General features: G+C 66.4%; 18 protein-coding genes. 10 read left to right on the forward strand and 8 right to left on the reverse strand.

All coding sequences use genetic code 11. From position 1 onward, the window contains the following. Positions 1 to 139: 139 nt before the first annotated feature. Positions 140 to 2,476, reverse strand: coding sequence for a TonB-dependent receptor family protein (locus AC1DX5_RS21070; protein WP_478017249.1), 2,337 nt, complete (start codon positions 2,474 to 2,476; stop codon positions 140 to 142). 65 nt (positions 2,477 to 2,541) lie between these two features. Then, positions 2,542 to 2,940, reverse strand: coding sequence for a hypothetical protein (locus AC1DX5_RS21075; protein WP_465170452.1), 399 nt, complete (start codon positions 2,938 to 2,940; stop codon positions 2,542 to 2,544). Between the two features lie 233 nt (positions 2,941 to 3,173). On the opposite strand from AC1DX5_RS21075, the gene AC1DX5_RS21080 reads away from it, so the two are divergent. Beyond that, positions 3,174 to 3,620 carry a hypothetical protein gene (locus AC1DX5_RS21080; protein WP_478017250.1) on the forward strand — a complete coding sequence of 149 codons (447 nt, stop codon included), beginning with the start codon at positions 3,174 to 3,176 and terminating at the stop codon, positions 3,618 to 3,620. 77 nt (positions 3,621 to 3,697) lie between these two features. Here AC1DX5_RS21080 and AC1DX5_RS21085 read toward each other — a convergent pair whose 3' ends face one another. Both AC1DX5_RS21085 and AC1DX5_RS21090 read right to left on the reverse strand, forming a co-directional pair. Continuing rightward, positions 3,698 to 4,042: a DoxX family protein gene (locus AC1DX5_RS21085; RefSeq protein ID WP_465174671.1), complete on the reverse strand. Its 345-nt coding sequence runs from the start codon at positions 4,040 to 4,042 to the stop codon at positions 3,698 to 3,700. 35 nt (positions 4,043 to 4,077) lie between these two features. Continuing rightward, positions 4,078 to 4,455, reverse strand: a complete 378-nt coding sequence (locus tag AC1DX5_RS21090; protein WP_478017251.1) for a DUF4267 domain-containing protein — start codon at positions 4,453 to 4,455, stop codon at positions 4,078 to 4,080. Between the two features lie 98 nt (positions 4,456 to 4,553). On the opposite strand from AC1DX5_RS21090, the gene AC1DX5_RS21095 reads away from it, so the two are divergent. Beyond that, on the forward strand, positions 4,554 to 5,123 hold the full coding sequence (locus tag AC1DX5_RS21095; protein ID WP_478017252.1) for a TetR/AcrR family transcriptional regulator: 570 nt from the start codon (positions 4,554 to 4,556) through the stop codon (positions 5,121 to 5,123). A gap of 24 nt (positions 5,124 to 5,147) precedes the next feature. Here AC1DX5_RS21095 and AC1DX5_RS21100 read toward each other — a convergent pair whose 3' ends face one another. Next, the gene (locus tag AC1DX5_RS21100) at positions 5,148 to 5,549 is read right to left on the reverse strand and encodes a cupin domain-containing protein (RefSeq protein WP_478017253.1); all 402 of its coding nucleotides are present in this window, start codon (positions 5,547 to 5,549) and stop codon (positions 5,148 to 5,150) included. Between the two features lie 167 nt (positions 5,550 to 5,716). Here AC1DX5_RS21100 and AC1DX5_RS21105 point away from each other — a divergent pair, with 167 nt between their 5' ends. The 5 genes from AC1DX5_RS21105 to AC1DX5_RS21125 all read left to right on the forward strand — a co-directional run bounded on the left by AC1DX5_RS21105 (position 5,717) and on the right by AC1DX5_RS21125 (position 8,069). Continuing rightward, positions 5,717 to 6,325, forward strand: coding sequence for a class I SAM-dependent methyltransferase (locus AC1DX5_RS21105; RefSeq protein ID WP_478017254.1), 609 nt, complete (start codon positions 5,717 to 5,719; stop codon positions 6,323 to 6,325). 45 nt (positions 6,326 to 6,370) lie between these two features. After that, the gene (locus AC1DX5_RS21110; RefSeq protein WP_465170445.1) at positions 6,371 to 6,907 is read left to right on the forward strand and encodes an RNA polymerase sigma factor; all 537 of its coding nucleotides are present in this window, start codon (positions 6,371 to 6,373) and stop codon (positions 6,905 to 6,907) included. Next, positions 6,904 to 7,512, forward strand: a complete 609-nt coding sequence (locus tag AC1DX5_RS21115; protein ID WP_465170444.1) for a hypothetical protein — start codon at positions 6,904 to 6,906, stop codon at positions 7,510 to 7,512. Before AC1DX5_RS21110 ends, AC1DX5_RS21115 begins: the two co-directional genes overlap by 4 nt. Before the next feature lies 1 nt (position 7,513). Further along, the gene (locus AC1DX5_RS21120; RefSeq protein WP_465170443.1) at positions 7,514 to 7,645 is read left to right on the forward strand and encodes a hypothetical protein; all 132 of its coding nucleotides are present in this window, start codon (positions 7,514 to 7,516) and stop codon (positions 7,643 to 7,645) included. A 94-nt stretch (positions 7,646 to 7,739) separates the two neighbouring features. Then, positions 7,740 to 8,069, forward strand: coding sequence for a hypothetical protein (locus AC1DX5_RS21125; protein WP_465170442.1), 330 nt, complete (start codon positions 7,740 to 7,742; stop codon positions 8,067 to 8,069). Between the two features lie 147 nt (positions 8,070 to 8,216). Here AC1DX5_RS21125 and AC1DX5_RS21130 read toward each other — a convergent pair whose 3' ends face one another. Then, entirely contained in the window at positions 8,217 to 9,989 is a 1,773-nt protein-coding gene (locus AC1DX5_RS21130; protein ID WP_478017255.1) for a tetratricopeptide repeat protein, read from the reverse strand. A gap of 163 nt (positions 9,990 to 10,152) precedes the next feature. Between AC1DX5_RS21130 and AC1DX5_RS21135 the strand changes: the two genes are divergently transcribed. Beyond that, the gene (locus AC1DX5_RS21135; protein ID WP_478017256.1) at positions 10,153 to 10,794 is read left to right on the forward strand and encodes a class I SAM-dependent methyltransferase; all 642 of its coding nucleotides are present in this window, start codon (positions 10,153 to 10,155) and stop codon (positions 10,792 to 10,794) included. A gap of 58 nt (positions 10,795 to 10,852) precedes the next feature. After that, on the forward strand, positions 10,853 to 11,941 hold the full coding sequence (locus AC1DX5_RS21140) for an NHL repeat-containing protein (protein ID WP_478017257.1): 1,089 nt from the start codon (positions 10,853 to 10,855) through the stop codon (positions 11,939 to 11,941). A gap of 143 nt (positions 11,942 to 12,084) precedes the next feature. Here AC1DX5_RS21140 and AC1DX5_RS21145 read toward each other — a convergent pair whose 3' ends face one another. Together AC1DX5_RS21145 and AC1DX5_RS21150 are read right to left on the reverse strand one after the other, a co-directional pair. After that, on the reverse strand, positions 12,085 to 13,119 hold the full coding sequence (locus AC1DX5_RS21145; protein WP_478017258.1) for an aldo/keto reductase: 1,035 nt from the start codon (positions 13,117 to 13,119) through the stop codon (positions 12,085 to 12,087). Between the two features lie 182 nt (positions 13,120 to 13,301). Then, positions 13,302 to 16,226 carry a TonB-dependent receptor domain-containing protein gene (locus tag AC1DX5_RS21150; protein ID WP_478017259.1) on the reverse strand — a complete coding sequence of 975 codons (2,925 nt, stop codon included), beginning with the start codon at positions 16,224 to 16,226 and terminating at the stop codon, positions 13,302 to 13,304. Positions 16,227 to 16,508: 282 nt separating this feature from the next. On the opposite strand from AC1DX5_RS21150, the gene AC1DX5_RS21155 reads away from it, so the two are divergent. Continuing rightward, a complete protein-coding gene (locus tag AC1DX5_RS21155) occupies positions 16,509 to 17,636 on the forward strand; it encodes an aldose epimerase family protein (RefSeq protein WP_478017260.1) in 1,128 nt (375 codons plus the stop codon). The last annotated feature ends 49 nt before the right edge of the window (positions 17,637 to 17,685 follow it).

Below are 17,685 nucleotides of genomic sequence, written 5' to 3' on the forward strand. Positions count from 1 at the left end.
GGGCTCGATGCCCCGCTCGGCGCTTCGATGCTTGGGGTGACGCGTCCTTTTGTGCGCGCAGACGCGCGCCCCCACCCCCAACCCCTCCCCTGAAGGGGAAGGGCTGAAAGTTTACGCTCGGCCAAGCCGCGGCGCATCTTCAGAACCGCCCCCTGATGCCGGCATAGATGGTCCGCGGTTGCCCCGCATAGATCGAGCCGGTGGTGGTCGAGAGTACCGAGGCCGGGTTCTCCAGCCCGGTGGTGGCGTTCAGGCTGTTCGAGATGACCGAGGCCGATCCGACATAAGTCCGGTCGAACAGATTCTGCACCGAGGCATAAAGGCTGATCCGCGACCACCAGGCGTCGCCCTTGGGCGGGTCGTAATGCAGGTTGAGGTTGACCAGGGTGTAAGCCGGCATCGCCAGCAGATTGCTGTTGTCGATGACGTACCGGCCCCGATAGGTCACCTCGGCAAAGCCGCCCAGCCCGGCCAGCGGGCCATGCGGCTGATCGTAGCCGGCGCGGCCGTTGACGAAGGTCGGGATCACCCCGGGAATGGCCTTGCCCTCGCGGTCGAGCAGTTTCGAGAAACCGCCCGCGCTCAGCCGTTCGGTGAAGTCGGTATAATGATGGTCGTTATAGCTGTAGCTGCCCTCCAGCTTCACGCCGGAAACGGGCCGCCAACTCAGCCCGAGCTCGACCCCGCGATGCACCGAGCGCGGCACGTTGGAGGTATAGGCAAGCAGGCCGATTCCGGCCGACTGGCTGACCAGCTCATTGGTGAACCACTCATAATAGCCGGTCACTTCGGCCTTCAGCGTATCGCCGAGCGCGATCTCCGCGCCCACATCCACGCCGGTGTTGCGCTGCGATTTGAGATCGGCATTGTCGCCCGGCACGCCCGCCGCGGTAACGAACAGATTGCCCGCCTGGGGAATGCCATAGCCGGTGCCGACCCGCGCATGCAGCCGCACCGCATCGATCGCCTGCCAGAACAGCGCCACCTCCGGCGCGACGTTGGAGAGATGCCGCTCGGCCGGGATCAGGCTGAGCACCGGATTGCCGCTGACGGGATAGCTGTACGCGGTCTGCCGCACGTCGATGATCGATCGTTCCACGCCGACCCCCGCGATGAGCTGAAGCCGCGGCGTGATCTGCAGCTCTTCGCGCGCCCGCGCGCCCATGTTGCGGATGTCGCCGAACACCGTCTGGGTCGGCGCGCCGAAGCCGTTGCGGCCGGCGGGCGTCTTGTTGAAGCTGAAGCTCTGGTTATCGAGATAATTGTAGAACACCCCGACGAAACTGGTCGCGTCCATGCCGAACAGCGTGCCCCGGTTGGTCACGTCCGAGGTGATATTGTAGCTATCGAGCGTGCCCTTGAACGGCGTCGCGCTGGTCGGCTGGTTGACCACGCGGCTGTCGAACGTCGCCTGAGTCCGCCAGGTCGTGTCCGGGCCGAAATCATGCTCGTAACGCGTGCCGACAATCGTCCGCCGGTCGTTGCGGGCGAGATCGCCCTCGGCCGCGGTCTGCGCAATGCGCGCGCCGTTGATGCCGTTGACCAGCACGGAAATCGTCCCGCAGCCGGGTGCCGCGGTCGCCGCCGCCGCGCATCCCTGCTGGTACGGATTGGCGAGATACTGGTTGTAGGAGAGCCGGGTCGACAGGCGGAACTCGCCTTCATTGTAGATCAGCTTGGCCGCGACCCGGTCGTGGTCGCCAAGCGCATAGGTGCCGTACGCGTTGATCGTACCGGTTTCGTAGCCGCTATGCCCGGTCGCCCCGTCGGCCCGGACGAAACTGCCGAACAGGGCATATTCGTATTTCGGGCCGGCACGGCCGATGGTGGCATAGACATTGGCATAACCGTCGCCGCCGGCATCCGCGCCGGCCTCGATCCCGTCGATGTCGCGCCCGCGCCGGGTGCGGAAATTGACCGCGCCGCCCAGCGCATAATTGCCGTAGCGCGCCGACGACGGCCCGCGCACCACATCGACCGCGCCATAGGCATGCGGGTCGGTCAGGTCGAACCGGGCAAGGCCGTCGGGCTGGGTGACGGGGAAATCATCCTCGAACACCTGGATGTTGCGCGCGCCGAAGCCGTTGCGGGCATTGGAGCCGCGCACCGACACGCTGACGTCGCGTGGGCCATTGCCCTGCGTGACGGCGACGCCGGGCGAGAGCTTGACGATATCGGCGATGGTGGTCGCGGGCGTGTTGCGGAACACCGCGGCGTCGATGGTGGTGACCGTCTGGCCGGTGACCTGCGTGGTCAGCGACAAGGCATGGCCGGTGACGATGATGTCGTCCGTGGCGGGCGCTTCGGCGCGATCCTCTGCAACGGCGGGCGCCTTCTGGTCTAGCGTGGCGAGCTGCGCATCGATCTCGGCGCGCTGGCGCAGCAGGTCGGCGCGCTTCTGGTCAATACTCGTCTGGGCGGATGCCGCCGACGAAAGGGCGATGGCGGACGCGGCCGCGATCAACAGGGTCTTCATGGGAAATTATCTTCCTGATCGGCACGCGCCCCGCATCGGCGGCGCGCGCTGCAAAAAATGGCGGATCAGGAAGTAGCGGGCGGTCCTCGCAGGGGCGGACGCAGATGGGCCGGCGATGCCGCCGGCAGGGGGACGACGAAGCGCGCGCCCATGACCATGACGAACAGGATGGCCAGCGCGAGCAGGACCGGGTCGGCTGCCGCGAGCGTCGGCGCGGACAGGCCGGAGAAAGCGCAGGGCATCTCCGCCTTGCTCTGCTGATGGTCCTGGCCCTGTTCCTTGCCGGGAATCGGCATGGTCATGGTCATCGGCCCATAGCCGGAGCAGATCTGGATGATCATGCTGTTGCCCGACATGCCCGGCATATAGCCGGCCGGGATCAGCAGCTTCATCAGCAGCGCAGCCGCGACGATCCACCCGGCAAGGGCGCGATGGCGCAGGAAATGGCGGCGGAGCGCGGTCATCGGCCGGGCCTAGCGAGGCGAGGCGGGTTTGTCGATTTCAATGCGGTGGCATCTCCGCAAAGCATCTTCGCAAGCATCGCGCTCGAATAGTCTCGCATCCGGAACAGATGAACGCGTGCTGCAAGTCGCGTTCCGTGCATATTCAGTTGCTTATCCCTATATGGAGAGCAAGCCGGCACGGGGCGACGTTCAATTCGGAAACGTCTTCGCGCCCGCCCCCGAGGAGTGAACTGATGAAATCCCTGTTTGCCAAGGCGGGCCTTGCGCTCGCGCTGAGCGCCACCGCACTGACCGTCGCTGCCCCTGCCGAGGCGCAGCGTTATGGCGGGCGCTATCGTGGCCATGACAATACCGGCACCGCGATCGTCGCGGGCGTGGCCGGCCTGGCGATCGGCGCGGCGCTCGCGTCGAACGGCAATCGCGACCGTTATTATGACGATGGCTATTACGACCAGGGCTATTATGATCAGGGCTATTATGACCGCGGCTATGCCTATGACGGTTATTATCGCGCGCCTCCGGTGGTGATTTACAACGACCGCTATGTCGACCGTGGCTATTACAACCGCGGCTATCGCGACTATGATCGCGGGTATCGCGGCGGCTATGGCCGTGGCGGTTACGGCGGCCACGGTGGTGGCTATGGCGGCCATGGCGGTTATGGCGGCCATCGTCGCTAAGGCCTGACATTCCCTATCGACGCTGCACGCGTTGACTCCCTGCCGCCCGGCCAGCGATGGTCGGGCGGCTTCTTGCGTCACCCGGCGAGCAGCGCGAGATCGAGCGCCGACAGCGCGGCCAGGACGAGGCCCGGCGCGACATGGCGATAGTCCCGGTGCCGGATCACGGTGGCGACCGCGGCGACGCAGATCGCGGCACCCAGCCCAAGGCCGGCAACGCGTATGGCCGGCACCATGATGAGCGCGGCCGCCAGCACCTCCAGCCCGCCGGTCACGAGATGCCACCAACGCGGATAGCCCCAACGGACGAAATCGTCCCTGATCGCGGCCGAGCCAATTGCATTGACGACGCCGGCGCCGAAAAAGGCGAGCGCGAGAAGCCAGGATAGTATATCGGTGGCGGGCAGGCCGAACAGGGTCATGATGTGCTCCGGTATGTCGTGAAAGGGATCGGCGTTCAGGCCAGGAGCAGCGCCGCGCCAGCGGCCAGGATGACTGCGGCGGTGGCGCCGTGGATGCCATAGGCCGCCGCGCGGGTGCCGCCGCTGCGCAGCACGATCGCCGCGTCGCCGATCGGGATGATGCTGGCGGCGATCAGGAACGCGCCGAGCAGATGCGGCGCGCGGTTGGCCAGCAAGATCCAGATGAAGAGCCCCGATGCGATGTCGCGCACGCCCTTCGCGTACAGCCAGGGCGCCGATGACCGGGCCTGTTCCCCGGCCGGAACGCCATATCCGGCGGCGGCCGTTCGCGGCGCCACGAGGAAGCGCGCGCCGATGAAGATGATGCCGGCGCCGATCGCGCCGGCCATGATGGATGCGAAGGTGGTGACCATGGTCTAATCTCCTGTGGTCACGGAATCTAGCAACGCTAGATAATATGTCAATGAATATCTAGCATTGACCGAATAGCGAGCATCGGCGAGACAAGCATATGTCCGTGACAGACCGCCGCCAGCGAGAGCGCGCCAGCCGCCATGATCTGATCCTGGCGACGGCGCGCGATCTCGCCGAGGCCGAGGGGTGGGAGGCGGTGACCACGCGTCGCCTCGCCGATCTCGTCGAGTATAGCCAGCCGGTGCTCTACAGCCATTTCGACGGCAAGGACGCGATCGTCCGCGCCGTCGCGATCCAGGGCTTTGCCGAGCTTGCCGACCGGCTGCGTCAGGCGCGCGCCGACCTTTCCGAGCCCGGGCCTGTATTGCGGGCGGTGTGCGGCGCCTATCTGGCCTTCGCCGCCGAGCGGCCGGCGCTGTATCAGGCGATGTTCGTGCTGCCGATCGCCCTAAGATTCGCCAGCGACGACTCGCCCTCGGCCCTGAAGGCGGCCTTTGCCGAGCTGGCCGGCGCGATCAGGCCGTTCGACGCCGATCCGGATCTGCGCACCGAGCTGGTCTGGGCCGCGCTGCACGGCCTGGCGGTCCTGTGCCGCGGCGGCCGCATCCCGCCCGAGGGTCAGCAGGCGCGCCTCGACCTGCTCGTCGGCCATCTCGGCGAGCGCTGACAGGGCATTCAGGCGCCCGGCCGTTCACTCCACGATCGTGGTGAGCGGCTTGCCCTTTTCCAGGACATAGGTCGCCAGCTCGGCCGCTCTGGTCGTGCCGGTGTTGCGCGCCGCGTGCACGGTACCCGCCGGAACGAACAGGACCTCGCCCGCCTTGAGGGGGACAATCTTGCCCGCGACCTCATAATCCAGCGCGCCTTCGAGCACATAGATGATCTCCTCGCCCGGATGCGTGTGGCGCGGGAAACTGCTCAACGGGGCGAAGTCGACACGCGCCTGAAGCACCTCCCGTCCGGGCAGGCCGAGATCATGTCGCTGAAGGTCGGTACGCGTCGTGCCGGTGGGGCGGGTCTGCACGGGTGCCGGCGATGCGCCCCCGGCGAGAAGGATCGCCGCGGCCGCCAGGGTGAGGGGGATCGCTTGCATGGTTTGACCTCTCGATGCGAGGCAGACAGTCTGGACCTGGCCGTTCCCCTTTGCGAGCGCGAATAGGGATGCCTGGACGATGGCGATCGGGCGGGTCGAGCGTGCGGACATCGGCTGTTCCCTTCGTCGCCATCTGATAGGATCCCGGCGAGAGGGAGTTCGCCGCCATGACCGTCGATCGTTCTGAAGGATGGGACGCCGTCGCCGAGCAGTTCATGGCCGCCCGATCGGGCATAGGAGCGACGCTGGTGCGATCCTGGGCGCGAGACGCGCTGCCCCCGGCGACCGCCATCCTGGACGTCGGTTGCGGCTCGGGCGTGCCGATCGCGCAGGCACTGGTCGAGGATGGTTTCACGGTCTTCGGCGTCGATGCGTCGCCACAGTTGATCGCGACGTTTCGCCGCCGCTTTCCATCGATGCAGGCTGCCTGTGAGGCCGCGCAGGACAGCATGTTCTTTCACCGCCGCTTTGCCGCCGCCATTTCCGTCGGCCTGTTGTTCCTGCTCGATATGGACGACCAGCACCGGGTTCTTCACGGCGTGGCACAGGCGCTGGAGCCGGGCGGACGGTTCCTGTTCAGCGCGCCGCGCGAGGCGTGTGAATGGCGGGACGTGCTGACCGGCCGGCTGTCGCGCTCGCTTGGCCGGGAGGAATATGAACGCCTGCTCGACGCGTCGGGACTGCGCCTGCTCGATTGTCGCCTCGACGAGGGCGAAAACCATTATTTCGACGCGGTCAGGCCCTTATCGCCCGGCAAAGCGCTTTTGCGTCTGTAAGATTTCCCGCTGCCGCTCGACTATAGACTCGAACGGAGGGAATGGATGGACCAACGCCGCGCCACCCAGGATCGGGACGCTCGCTATGCCGATGCCGCGCGCCGCTATGGCGCGGCGATCGAGCGTCTCGCGCGCGGCTATGAGGCGGACGCCGAGCTGCGGCGCGATCTCGTCCAGGAGATCCACGCCGCCATCTGGCGCAGCTATGGCTATTTCGAGGGGCAGTGTTCGGAACGGAGCTGGGTCTATCGCATCGCGCATAACGTCGCGGTCACGCATCTCATCGCCCGCCGGCGCCTGAAGCGCGAAAGTCTTGCCGGGCTGCACGAGATCGAACTGCTCCCTGACGGCGGCGATCTCGAACGGGAGGCGGCCGGGCGGTGGCTGGTCGAGCAATTGCTCGCGACGATCCACCGGCTCGCGCCGGCGGACCGGCAGGTCATGCTGCTCTACCTCGAAGATCTGAGCGCTGCCGAGATCGGCGACGTGACCGGCATGTCCCCCGGCGCCGTCGCGGTGCGCATCCACCGCATCAAGGCATTGCTGGCCAGGCCCTATGCCGAAAAAGGAGCTGCCGCATGAGTGAGCCCGATATCGTCAAACAGGCGTGGCAGGCGAGCGCCGCCGATCCGGCCCTGCCCGATCTCGCCGCGGTGCGCGCCGGTGTCGACCGCTTCTACGCCCGCGTCCGTCGCCGCAACAGGGTCGAATATGCCGCGGCGGTCGTCGTCGTCCTCGGCTTCTCGGCCTATGTCCTGTTCCTTCCCTCGCTCGCGATGCGGATCGGGTCGGCGATGATCATCATCGGCACCCTGTTCGTCGTGCGGCAGCTCCACCGTCTCGCCGCGGCCACACCGCCGCCCGAACGTGCCGCCGCTGAGCCGATCCTGGTCCATCAGCGCGCCCAGCTCGCCCGCCAGCGCGATGCGCTCGCCGGCGTGCTGACCTGGTATCTGCTGCCCCTGGTCCCCGGCTTCCTCGTCTTCACGATCGGCCCCGTGCTGGAGCATGGCGGCGTGGCGGGCCTGCTGCATGTGCCGCTCAAGACCTGGATCGTGCTGATCGGCGCGGCGCTGGCCTTTGCCGGCGTGTGGCTGCTTAACCGGCGCGGCGCGGCGCAGCTGCGCGCGCAGATCGACGACATTGATACGTTGCTGGGGGATACACTGCTGGGCGGGAAGGAATGAAATGACGAACGGGAAACGAAAGCTGCTCGCGCGCGGTGTCGCCGCCGGCGCGATCATGGGAATGGCCGCGGGCCTCATCATCGCCCTGTTCGTCGCGCTGAGACCGGACCTCTTCGCGGCCCTGATGAGGTGACTATCGGCGATGATGCGCGAACGCGACAATGGTCCGGTCCGGAACATTCACGGCCGAACCGGCGTTGCGCCTCCAGTTAAATCAGGAGGATAGCATGGCCGATACGAGATATGACGACCGCGAGACCGTGGTGGTGGAACGACGCGGGATGAGCGGCGGCGCGATTGCCGGCATTGTGCTGGTGGCCATCGCCCTGGTGGTCGCCCTCCTGTTCGCGACGGGTTTCTGGAGCGCCGACGTCAAGGACGGCGCGCTGCCCAAGGTCAATGTCAGCGCCGATGGCGGCAAGCTGCCGGACGTCGACCTGAAGTCGAAGGAAGTCGTGGTCGGCACCACGCAGAAGACGATCGACGTCCCCAAGGTCAAGACCGAGAAGGAAACGATCGACGTGCCGGTGGTCGGCGTGAAGGACGACAAGAAATAGGATTCGGTACCGTCACCTGACGTGCCTTTGTCCGCCCGGCCAGCAATGGCCGGGCGGATTTTTCATGGGTCTGTTCGGCGACAGCAGCGCGACACCGCCGACGCGGTTGCATATGCCGCAATTGGTAACCATCGGCCGCCGCCGGGTTCAGTGGCCCGTAGGCGGCGGGCCGCCGGCGGAGGCGAACAAGGCCCGCGCCGCGGTCTTTTCCGGCGAGTCATAGGCGCCGTAGAGCACCGTATAGACCACCCGGCGGGCAAGGTCGGCCTTGCCCTGGCGCAGCAGCTCCTCGGCGAGATACAGGCGCGGCGCCGGCGCGGCCGGCACGCTGCGGATGACCTTCGCCATGCCCAGCATCGCCGGGTCCGGAACCCGTTCGCCGGCGCGCGCGAAGCTCTGGAAATAGGCGATCAGCGGCAGAGGGGCGTCGCCGTCGAGTTCGATCGCGCGCTCGATCGTCCTCCGTGCATCGGCGAGCTTGGCCGATCGGTCCGTCGCGGGCCCCGTAACGGCCTGACCCGTCAGCGCCACGCCTTTCCAGGCAAGGGCACGGGCATTGTCGGGCGATCGGGCGAGCACGCGTTCGGCGTCGCCGAGGCACGCGCCGTCATGGCCGCTGCGGCATTCGGCCTCCGCCGCGAACAACAGGGCCTCGCTGTCATAGGGCAGGTGCGCCACCGTATCGCGGACCCGGGCGAGCCAGGCTTCGCGGCGCTGCGTTTCCGTGGCCGAAAGGGTTGTGGCGGTGCTGCTCCCCGTCGGGATCGTGGCAAGGTGCGTGCCGAGCTCGACCCGCGCCTCGACCAGCGCTGCGCTCCCGGGCGACAAAGAGGTGACGATCGGGTCGGCAAGCGACGTCTGGGGCGGATCGGCGCGCGCAAAGGATTTCTGCGCCGCGACATATTTCACCATCTCGCGCTGGAGCTTGCCCAGATCGCCGAAAGCCCTGGCGGCCTCGGCCATCGGCACCCCGCGGTGGATCGCCGTCATATAGTCGCGAAACTGCTGGCTGCGCTCCGGTTTCAGATTGGAGAACAGGAAATAATGGGCAAGCAGCCAGGCGTGATAGGGCGACCAGCTCGCCTTCCGGCCGGCGGCGTCGAGATAACGGCCCGACAGGACGTCCCCGACGTTCAGATCGCCATAGGCTCGCAGTACCAGCTTGTAGTTTTCGGGCGGCAGGGCGTAGTCGATCGCGCCATTGTCGCGGATCCGCACGGTGGAGAACAGCGCGCCGACCCCGTCGAGATACCAGCGAGGATAGGCCGCGGGATCGGCGGTGAGAACGAAGCGCTGCGCGAAGGCGGAATAGAGCAGTTCTTCCCAGGTCCGGACGGCCGGCGCGTGATAGGGCACGTTGCCGCTGCACTCCCGCGCGCCCTCCGCCATCGAATCATCGCAGTCGAGATTGTAGGCGCGGTTGGTGTTGAGCTCGATGACCTGGTCGTTCCGCGCGATGGCCAGCACTTCGCCGTCCTCGCGCGGGTCATAATAGGTCCGATCGGGAAAGGCGGCGAGATACGGCCCTTCTTCCGCGCGCAGATTTTCGAGTTCCATCGTGCTGAATGCGGCTGGCGTGTCGATCAGGGTCACCTGCAGCTTCGCCGTCTCGTCGGGCTGGCCGCCCTGCCGATAGAGGCGCGACATCAGGGTATAGAGCCGCTCGAGATTGTTGGTGATGCGGGCGATATCGCCCATGCTGTCCTTGCTGAAGACGATCAGATGGTCGGACTCGGCCCGTTTCCAGCTGCCCTTCTTCTTGTCGACGACGCCGGTGACGACGACGTCGGGGCTGCCCGCTTGCCCGCTGGTCGTGGCGGGCTGCCGCGACGGGGTGGGGGCTTTGTCGGTCCGCCCCTGGGCGATGACGGGCGATGCGAGACACAAGAGCAGCAGAACGCACGACCGACCGACCGACATTGCACAATCTCCGGGGCTCATCCCGTTGAACTGTCTAGCAGATCGGGGCGGTCATGGACCAGATCATGTTTGCTCCGGTCTGGTTCAATCGCGTCGATTGACGCGCCAAAAATCATGCATCATGGTATGTTACATGTCTTGCCCTTTCAGCGATCCGGCGGCAGTGGCGCGCTATACGGAGGGACCGCCCCGGCAAGTGCCCGGTCTGGCCGATCTTCAGCGCATGGCGATGCTGCTCCTGTCGGAACAGGCGCCCGATTCGGCGGACATTCTGGTCCTTGGCGCGGGCGGCGGACTCGAGCTGAAGATGTTCGCGGAAGGACGGCCGCGGTGGCGTTTGCTCGGCGTCGATCCGTCGGCAGCGATGCTTGATCTGGCGCTCGTCACCCTGGGGCCGTTGGCGTCGCGCGTCCGGTTGCTGCAGGGCTATATCGACGACGCGCCAGCGGGGCCGTTCGACGGGGCGGCGTGCCTGCTGACGCTTCACTTCCTTGCGAAGGAGGAACGGCTCCGTACCCTGAAGGCGGTGCGACGGCGGCTCGGGCCGGGTGCGCGGTTCGTGATGGCGCATTACAGCTTTCCGCTGGCCCAGGCGGAGCGCTGGCTGTCCCGATCGGCGGCGTTCGCCATGTCCTCCGGCATTGATCCGGCACGGGCGTCGGCCTCGGCCGCGGGTATCATGGAGCATTTGCCGGTCCTGTCACCGGAGGAGGACGAGGCGCTGCTCCGGGAGGCCGGCTTCGACGATGTCGGGCTGTTCTATGCCGGGTTCGCCTTTCGTGGCTGGGTCGGCACCGCCTCGTAAACGGTGCCGGGGCCGCTATACTCGTCCGGCGCCGCAAGAGCGCCCAAGGGAGAGAAAGATGCGACGATGGTGGATCCTCCCCTGCGTGATGCTCGGCGCGCTGTCGCTGTCCGCTGCAGCGCCGCCGCGCGTTCCGGTCTTTCGGGCCGACACGCAGTGGCTGAAGCTGCCGCCGGCGATGAAGCTCGGCGAGATCACCGCGGTCGCGGTGGATTCCCACGACCAGCTATGGGTGCTGCACCGGCCGCGCAGCCTGGCGAAGGAGGATCAGCCCAGTGCCGCGCCGCCGGTGATGCTGTTCGACCGGAAGGGCACCTATCTGCGCGGGTTCGGCGGGCCTTCCACTGCCTGGGAATGGCCGGCGATCGAGCACAGCATCGCGGTCGACAAGAGCGGGCGCGTATGGATCGCGGGCAATTCCCGGACCGATCCGGCGGCGGGCGACGACATGCTGCTCGAATTCGCCAATGACGGCACACTGATCCGCCAGATCGGCAGGCGCGGGGCAAGCAAGGGCGATCTCGATACCGCCAACCTGCACGCGCCGGCCGACATCTATGTCGATGACGCCGCGCACGAAACCTATGTCGCCGACGGCTATGTCAACCGCCGGGTGATCGTCTTCGACAGCGAGACCGGCGCGTTCAAGCGGATGTGGAGCGGCTTCGGCAAGCCGCCCCCGGCCGATCCCGCCCCGGCATTGCGCGCGGTGGGTGCGCCCTTCACGCCCGAGAGCGGGGAAGGGCCGCAGGGCTTCAGCGGGGTGCACGGCGTCGAGCTGTCGCGCGACGGGCTGGTCTATGTCTCCGACCGCAACAACCAGCGGATCCAAGTCTTCACCAAAGCCGGCCGCTTCGTGAAGCAGGGCTTTGTCGACCGCAACATGGCTTCGCCGCAAACGGCGTCCGGCATCGCCTTCTCGACCGATGCGAAGCAGCGTTATCTGTACGTCGCCGACTGGGGCAATTCGGCGGTGCTGGTGCTCGACCGCGCCACGCTCGCGACGATCGGCACGATCGGCGGCAAGGGCACCGCGCCCGGCCAGTTCACCGGCCCGCATTTGATCGCCACCGACAGCAAGGGCGTGCTGTATGTGGCCGAGGTGCAGGGCCGCCGGATGCAACGGCTGGTGCCGGTGGGGCAGTAGCGGTGGCACATTCGTTCTTCGTCATGCTGAACTTGTTTCAGCATCCATGCGCGGTCACTTGATCCATGGGTGACGCGCTTGTGTCACCGGACCGCGCATGGACCTTGAATCACGTTCAGGGTGACGGCCGATATGGTTGAGCGTCAGCCCTGGCCCGCCTCATTGAGCATCGGGAAGCTGCGCTGGTGCCAGACCGGATAGGTCGGCGTCTGCTCGCTCGCCGCATCGAGCGAAGCGACCTGTTCCGTTGTCAGGCTCCAGCCGGTCGCGCCGATATTCTCGACCAGCTGCGCCTCGTCGCGCGCGCCGATGATCAGCGTCGAGACGGTCGGGCGGCCGAGCAGCCAGGCAAGCGCGACCTGGGGGATCGACTTGCCCGTCTCGTCCGCGACCGCGTCAAGCGCATCGACGATCTTGAACAGATGTTCGTCGGCGAATTGCGGGCCCGTGCCGGCAATGTCGTGCGCCCGCGTACCGGGCGCGGCGGGCTGGCCCCGGCGGATCTTGCCGGTCAGCTTGCCCCAGCCAAGCGGGCTCCACACCACCGCGCCCACGCCCTGGTCGCGCGCCAGCGGCAGCAGCTCCCATTCGTAATCGCGGTGGAGCAGCGAATAATAGGCCTGGTGCGCGACATGGCGCGGCCAGCCATGGCGGTCCGACGCGGCGAGCGACTTCATCAAATGCCAGCCGGAGAAGTTGGAGGCGCCGATATAGCGGATCTTGCCGTCGCGGACGAGCTGGTCGAGTGTCGCCAGGGTCTCCTCGACCGGCGTGTTGTAATCCTGGCCGTGCAGCTGGAACAGGTCGATATGGTCGGTCCCGAGCCGCGTGAGCGCTGCGTCGACCGCGTTGATCAGGTGCTGGCGTGAGGAGCCGAAGGCGTTCGGGCCGTCGCCGGCCGCGCCCGGAAAGGTCGCCTTGGTCGAGATCAGCAGCCGGTCGCGCTTGCCCTTGATCGCGTCGCCCAGAATCGTCTCGGCGAGCCCTGAGGAATAGACGTCGGCGCTGTCGAACATCGACACGCCGTGGTCGAGGCAGACATCGATCAGCCGCGCCGCGCCGCCGGCATCGGTCGATCCCCAGGCCTTGAAGAAGTCGTTGCCGCCGCCGAACGTGCCGGTGCCGAAACTCAAGGCGGGCACGCGAAGGCCCGAGGCACCAAGACGCCGATATTCCATGGCTGAGATCCCTGTTCCAGACGCGACTCGCGAGCGACATGCCATCCGCGGCGCGGCATTGCGGTTACAGCGCTTTCCCTGGTTTTGGCAGGCCCCGACTCGAAAGGCCCGCGCCCCGCATCGCGAAAGACAGAACGGGCGTCCGGCATCATTGCCGGACACCCGCGAAAACCCGTGCGGCGTCAGAATTTGAAGCGCACGCCGGCGGTGAAATAACGCCCGATCGCGTCGGCATAGGCCACATTGGGATAACGCAGGCCAATGCTGCCGGTGAAGCCGGAGGTCTGGTAGATGCCGCCCTTGGCATTGAAGACATTGGCGACATTGACGAAGGTCGTCACCTGCGAGTCCGAACCCAGATCATAGGACAGGTTCAGGTCGCTCTGGAAATAGGCCGGCACATCCGGGATGGCGAACACCTGGGTCGGGTTGCCGGTCCATTTGATCGACGAAGCGAAGCGTTCGAGGAAATCGAAGCCGAACCGGCCAATGCGGTAATTGACGGTGAAGTTCACCTTGTCGCGCGGCTGAGTCTCGGTGCCGGCGGCGTTGGTGATGACCGCGCCCGGGATGGTCTCCGTGGTCAGCGTCGGCTGGTGAGTCCAGAGTGCGCGCAGGTTCAACCGGCCGCTCAGCAAGGCGGTGGTATAGTTCGCCTCGACGTCGAAGCCCTTCGCTTCGATCCGCGCGATATTCTGGCTGAGCGAGATGTTGAGCGTCGGGAAATTGGCCGGCGAGGTGCTGTTGTACGAGATCGGCCGCACCAGCAGCGCGCAATAGGGCGAGGACCCGTCCGAGGCGAGGCAGAGCGACTGGACGATCGGATTGGTGCCGGCGACCGCGCCGATCGCATTGTCGATCTTGACATGGAAATAATCGAACGACAGGCTGAACCCGGGCATGAAGCGCGGGGTGAGTACCGCGCCGGCGGTGAAGTTCTGCGCGACTTCCGGCTCGAGATTGGGGTTGCCGCCGGCCAGGGTGTTGAGCTGCGCGGCGACGCCGGTCAGCGGATCGGTGACGCCCGATGCCGAGATGACCTGCGCCTGGTAAAGGTCCCACAAGGTCGGCGCGCGGAAGTCGCGTGAGCGGGTGGCGCGCAGCTTGAAGTCCTCGCTGACCTTCCATTCCAGGCCGAGCTTCCAGGTGCTCGACGAGAAATTCGCCTTCACATTGCTGTTGCCGACCGCGTCGTAGCGGGCATAGCGATACGCCCCGTTGAACGCGAGCAGCTCGACCAGCGGCACGTCCTTCAGCAGCGGGGCATTGACCTCGATATTGCCCTCGTAAATGTCTTCGCTGCCGATCGCGCCCGACTGGACTTCCTTGAAATGCCCGAGATTGGATACGGGATAGGAAGCCGCCAGCGCATTGCCCGCCGGCCCGAGGCGCAGATATTGCGGGTTGAAGCTATTGTCCGGCACGCTGGTCGTCACGCGCAGGCCGGCACGGCGATAGGCGCCGCTGACCGCGACCTTGACCGGCCCGGCCCAGCCGTCGAACGCGGTGCCGGTGATGTTCAGGCCGAAATCGTCGAGCGTGTTGCGCGCGCTCCACGACGTATCCTCGAAGATGAAGTCCTTCGCTGCCTGCGATGCGCGGCCCTCACCGAACAGGTTCAGCGGCGCGCAGCCCGGAAAGGCGCCCGGCGCGGTGATGCTGACCCGGCACACCACATTGCCGGTCGCCGGATCGCGCACCGCGTCGACCGCGGCGAAGAAATTCATGCTGTTGACGTTGTTCTGCGAGGTCAGCCGCGTGCGGTTGAAACCGTGCGTGTAATGCGCGTCCCAGGCGAAATCGCCGAACAGCCCGCCTTCCAGCCCGGCGGTCGCGGAGAAGGAATTGATCCGCGTCTCGAGCGCCAGATCCTTCATCAGATCGCTGTCGAAGCGGTTGATCGCGAAGCTGCTCGTGTTGCTGTTGGTCAGCGCGGTCTGCTGCGCCGCCGTCAGGAAGGCGTTGCCGCTATAGATCCACAGCGGATAGGAGCCGGCCGAATTGTTCGGCGCACCCGCCGTCGCATTGGTGATGTTGGTATAGATCTGGCTCGCGCCGAACGAGCGGTTCTTGGCGTAGCGCGCCGAGACATAGCCCTTGATCGTGTCGCTGAACTCATAGTCGAACCGGCCGAACGCCTGGGCCGACTTGAAATTATAGAGTAGCCATTCGTTATGGACATAGCCGCCATCGCCGCCGACCGCGGCATTGGCGGTGGCCGTCGCGGTGCCCGGGTTGAACGCAGCCAGCGAGCCGTCGGGGAGGAACTGCATGCCCGCGAACGGCCCGGTGCGGACCAGGCCGCCGGCCGAGGCGTTGCTCTGCCGCGCATTGTAGACGAGCGTGAACGGGCTGGCCGCGGTGCCCGCGCCGACCACCGCCGGATAGAGATTGCCGTAAGGGCGGCTGGCGGTGTCGTCGATGCCGTTGCGCTTGTAATATTCGCCGCTGAGCTCGAGATGCCCGCGCTCGCCGATATTGATGCCCCAGGCGGCACCGCCGCGCACCGAGAAGGCGTCGCCATAATCCGAGATGCCGGTCTGCAGCAGGCCCTTGATCCCGACATATTTATTGTCGGTGATGAAGTTCACGACACCGGTTACCGCGTCGGACCCGTAAACGGCCGAGGCGCCGCCGGTGACCACCTCCACGCGCGAGATGAGCAGCTGCGGCAGCATGTTGGTGTCGACGGTGGTGTCGAAGAAGGTGCCGGGCACGCGATTGCCGTCCTGCAGGATCAGGGTGCGGATCGGGCCGAGCGCGCGCAGGTTGAGGAAGTTGCCGGGCGTGCCGAAGCCGCGCCCATTGGCGTTGACCGCGTTGTTGGGCGTCGAGGTCGAATTGAAGGCGGGAAGCTTGTTGAGGCCGTCCGGGATGCTGGTCGGCGTGGTCGCCTGGAGCAGCTGGGCATTGACCACCGTGACCGGCGTCGGCTGGTTGTTGCCATTCTGGATGCGCGATCCGGTGACGACGATGTCGGTGCCGGGCGGGGCGGGCTGGTCGTCGGGGGCAGCGGGCGAGTCCTGCGCGGCGGCGGCCTGCGCAAAGGCGGGCACGGCCGTGCCGGCGAGCATCGTCGCGGCCAGCAGCGCGAGGCGACGGGTCACGACTCGATTCTTGACAGAAATCATATTTTCTCTCTCCCCGATGGGCGTCCTCCAGCGGGAAGCCGGAGTCGCGTCGTTTATTATTGGAGCCTCTGACTGCACTTGGCCGCCATAGACATATCTTGCATACAGTGACAACTGTCTGTGTACAATATGGCGGATTGCATTCCGATGCCTTATTGTCAGATTTAATCGCAGCCAAAACGGTGCAAACCCGCCGGCCAATCCGATTGGTGCTGACCATCGGCCAGGCTAGGATGGGCGCCAAAAGGGGAGGTTGTCTTGAATCCAGCGAAGTGCCTGTTCACCGTCCTGCTTGCCCTTCCCCTCGCCGCCGCGGCGCCACCGGCGGGCCCGGAACGGCGCGATTTCGGCGTCACGGCGGAGGGCCGGACGGTCGACCGCTATGTGCTGCGCAACGATCGCGGCACGCGGCTGGGCGTGCTGACGCTCGGCGCGGCGATCGACGAGATCAGCGTGCGCGACCGGACGGGCCATATCGCCAATGTCGTCATCGCGCTGCCCGACGTCGCGGCCTATGAGGCATCGCCGACCGTCGGCGCGGTGATCGGGCGCTATGCCAACCGCATCTCGCATGGCGGCTTTTCAATTGACGGTGTGCGCTACCCGCTCTCGCCGGATCCGACCGCGATCGTCTCGCATGGCGGGCGCAAGGGTTTCTCGTCCAGGGTATGGAAGGCCGAGCCGTGCACCACTGCCGGCTGCCGCAGCCTCACGCTGCGCTATCACAGCGCCGATGGGGAGAACGGCTTTCCCGGCGCGATGGACGTGGCAGTGACCTATACGCTCGGCGCCGACGATGCGGTGCGGATCGACTATCTCGCGACCACGACCAAACCGACCGTGGTGAACCTGACCAACCACAGCTATTTCAACCTGGGCGGCGACCGGGCGGGCAGCGTTGACGACCAGCGCATCCAGATCGTCGCGGACAGTTTCGCGGTGATCGACGACAAGCGCAATGCGGTCGGCGAGATACGGTCGGTCACCGGCACCCCGTTCGACCTGCGCAAGCTAACGCGGATCGGCGAACGCGTTGCCTCGAACGATCCGCAGATGCTGTTGGGCAATGGCTTCGACCATAATTTCGTGCTGACCAAGCCGGCGGCCGACCCCATCCCCGTCGGCGCGCGCGCCTGGGACCCGGCGAGCGGCCGCACGCTGGAGATGCGCACGACCCAGCCGGGGGTGCAATTCTACACTGCCAATCACTTCAACGGGAAACAGATGACGCGTGACGGCCGCATGCTGCGCCAGGGCGCCGGCTTCGCGCTCGAGACGCAGCATTATCCCGACAGCCCGAATCAGCCCGCTTTCCCCTCGACGATATTGCGCCCGGGCGAGACGTTTCGGTCGACGACGATCTACAGGTTTGGCGTCCGGCGGTAGCGAAACCGGGCTGGAACCCCACCCCCGATTCCGCCCCGGACGCTCACCG

The sequence above is a fragment of the Sphingomonas sp. P2_B6 genome, from assembly GCF_056404755.1.

What these genes read in the sequence shown, in the direction of transcription:
- AC1DX5_RS21070 (WP_478017249.1), bottom strand. Translation starts at nt 2,476, where the DNA reads ATGAAGACCCTGTTGATCGCGGCCGCGTCCGCCATCGCCCTTTCGTCG.
- AC1DX5_RS21075 (WP_465170452.1), bottom strand. Translation starts at nt 2,940, where the DNA reads ATGACCGCGCTCCGCCGCCATTTCCTGCGCCATCGCGCCCTTGCCGGG.
- AC1DX5_RS21080 (WP_478017250.1), top strand. Translation starts at nt 3,174, where the DNA reads ATGAAATCCCTGTTTGCCAAGGCGGGCCTTGCGCTCGCGCTGAGCGCC.
- AC1DX5_RS21085 (WP_465174671.1), bottom strand. Translation starts at nt 4,042, where the DNA reads ATGACCCTGTTCGGCCTGCCCGCCACCGATATACTATCCTGGCTTCTC.
- AC1DX5_RS21090 (WP_478017251.1), bottom strand. Translation starts at nt 4,455, where the DNA reads ATGGTCACCACCTTCGCATCCATCATGGCCGGCGCGATCGGCGCCGGC.
- AC1DX5_RS21095 (WP_478017252.1), top strand. Translation starts at nt 4,554, where the DNA reads ATGTCCGTGACAGACCGCCGCCAGCGAGAGCGCGCCAGCCGCCATGAT.
- AC1DX5_RS21100 (WP_478017253.1), bottom strand. Translation starts at nt 5,549, where the DNA reads ATGCAAGCGATCCCCCTCACCCTGGCGGCCGCGGCGATCCTTCTCGCC.
- AC1DX5_RS21105 (WP_478017254.1), top strand. Translation starts at nt 5,717, where the DNA reads ATGACCGTCGATCGTTCTGAAGGATGGGACGCCGTCGCCGAGCAGTTC.
- AC1DX5_RS21110 (WP_465170445.1), top strand. Translation starts at nt 6,371, where the DNA reads ATGGACCAACGCCGCGCCACCCAGGATCGGGACGCTCGCTATGCCGAT.
- AC1DX5_RS21115 (WP_465170444.1), top strand. Translation starts at nt 6,904, where the DNA reads ATGAGTGAGCCCGATATCGTCAAACAGGCGTGGCAGGCGAGCGCCGCC.
- AC1DX5_RS21120 (WP_465170443.1), top strand. Translation starts at nt 7,514, where the DNA reads ATGACGAACGGGAAACGAAAGCTGCTCGCGCGCGGTGTCGCCGCCGGC.
- AC1DX5_RS21125 (WP_465170442.1), top strand. Translation starts at nt 7,740, where the DNA reads ATGGCCGATACGAGATATGACGACCGCGAGACCGTGGTGGTGGAACGA.
- AC1DX5_RS21130 (WP_478017255.1), bottom strand. Translation starts at nt 9,989, where the DNA reads ATGTCGGTCGGTCGGTCGTGCGTTCTGCTGCTCTTGTGTCTCGCATCG.
- AC1DX5_RS21140 (WP_478017257.1), top strand. Translation starts at nt 10,853, where the DNA reads ATGCGACGATGGTGGATCCTCCCCTGCGTGATGCTCGGCGCGCTGTCG.
- AC1DX5_RS21145 (WP_478017258.1), bottom strand. Translation starts at nt 13,119, where the DNA reads ATGGAATATCGGCGTCTTGGTGCCTCGGGCCTTCGCGTGCCCGCCTTG.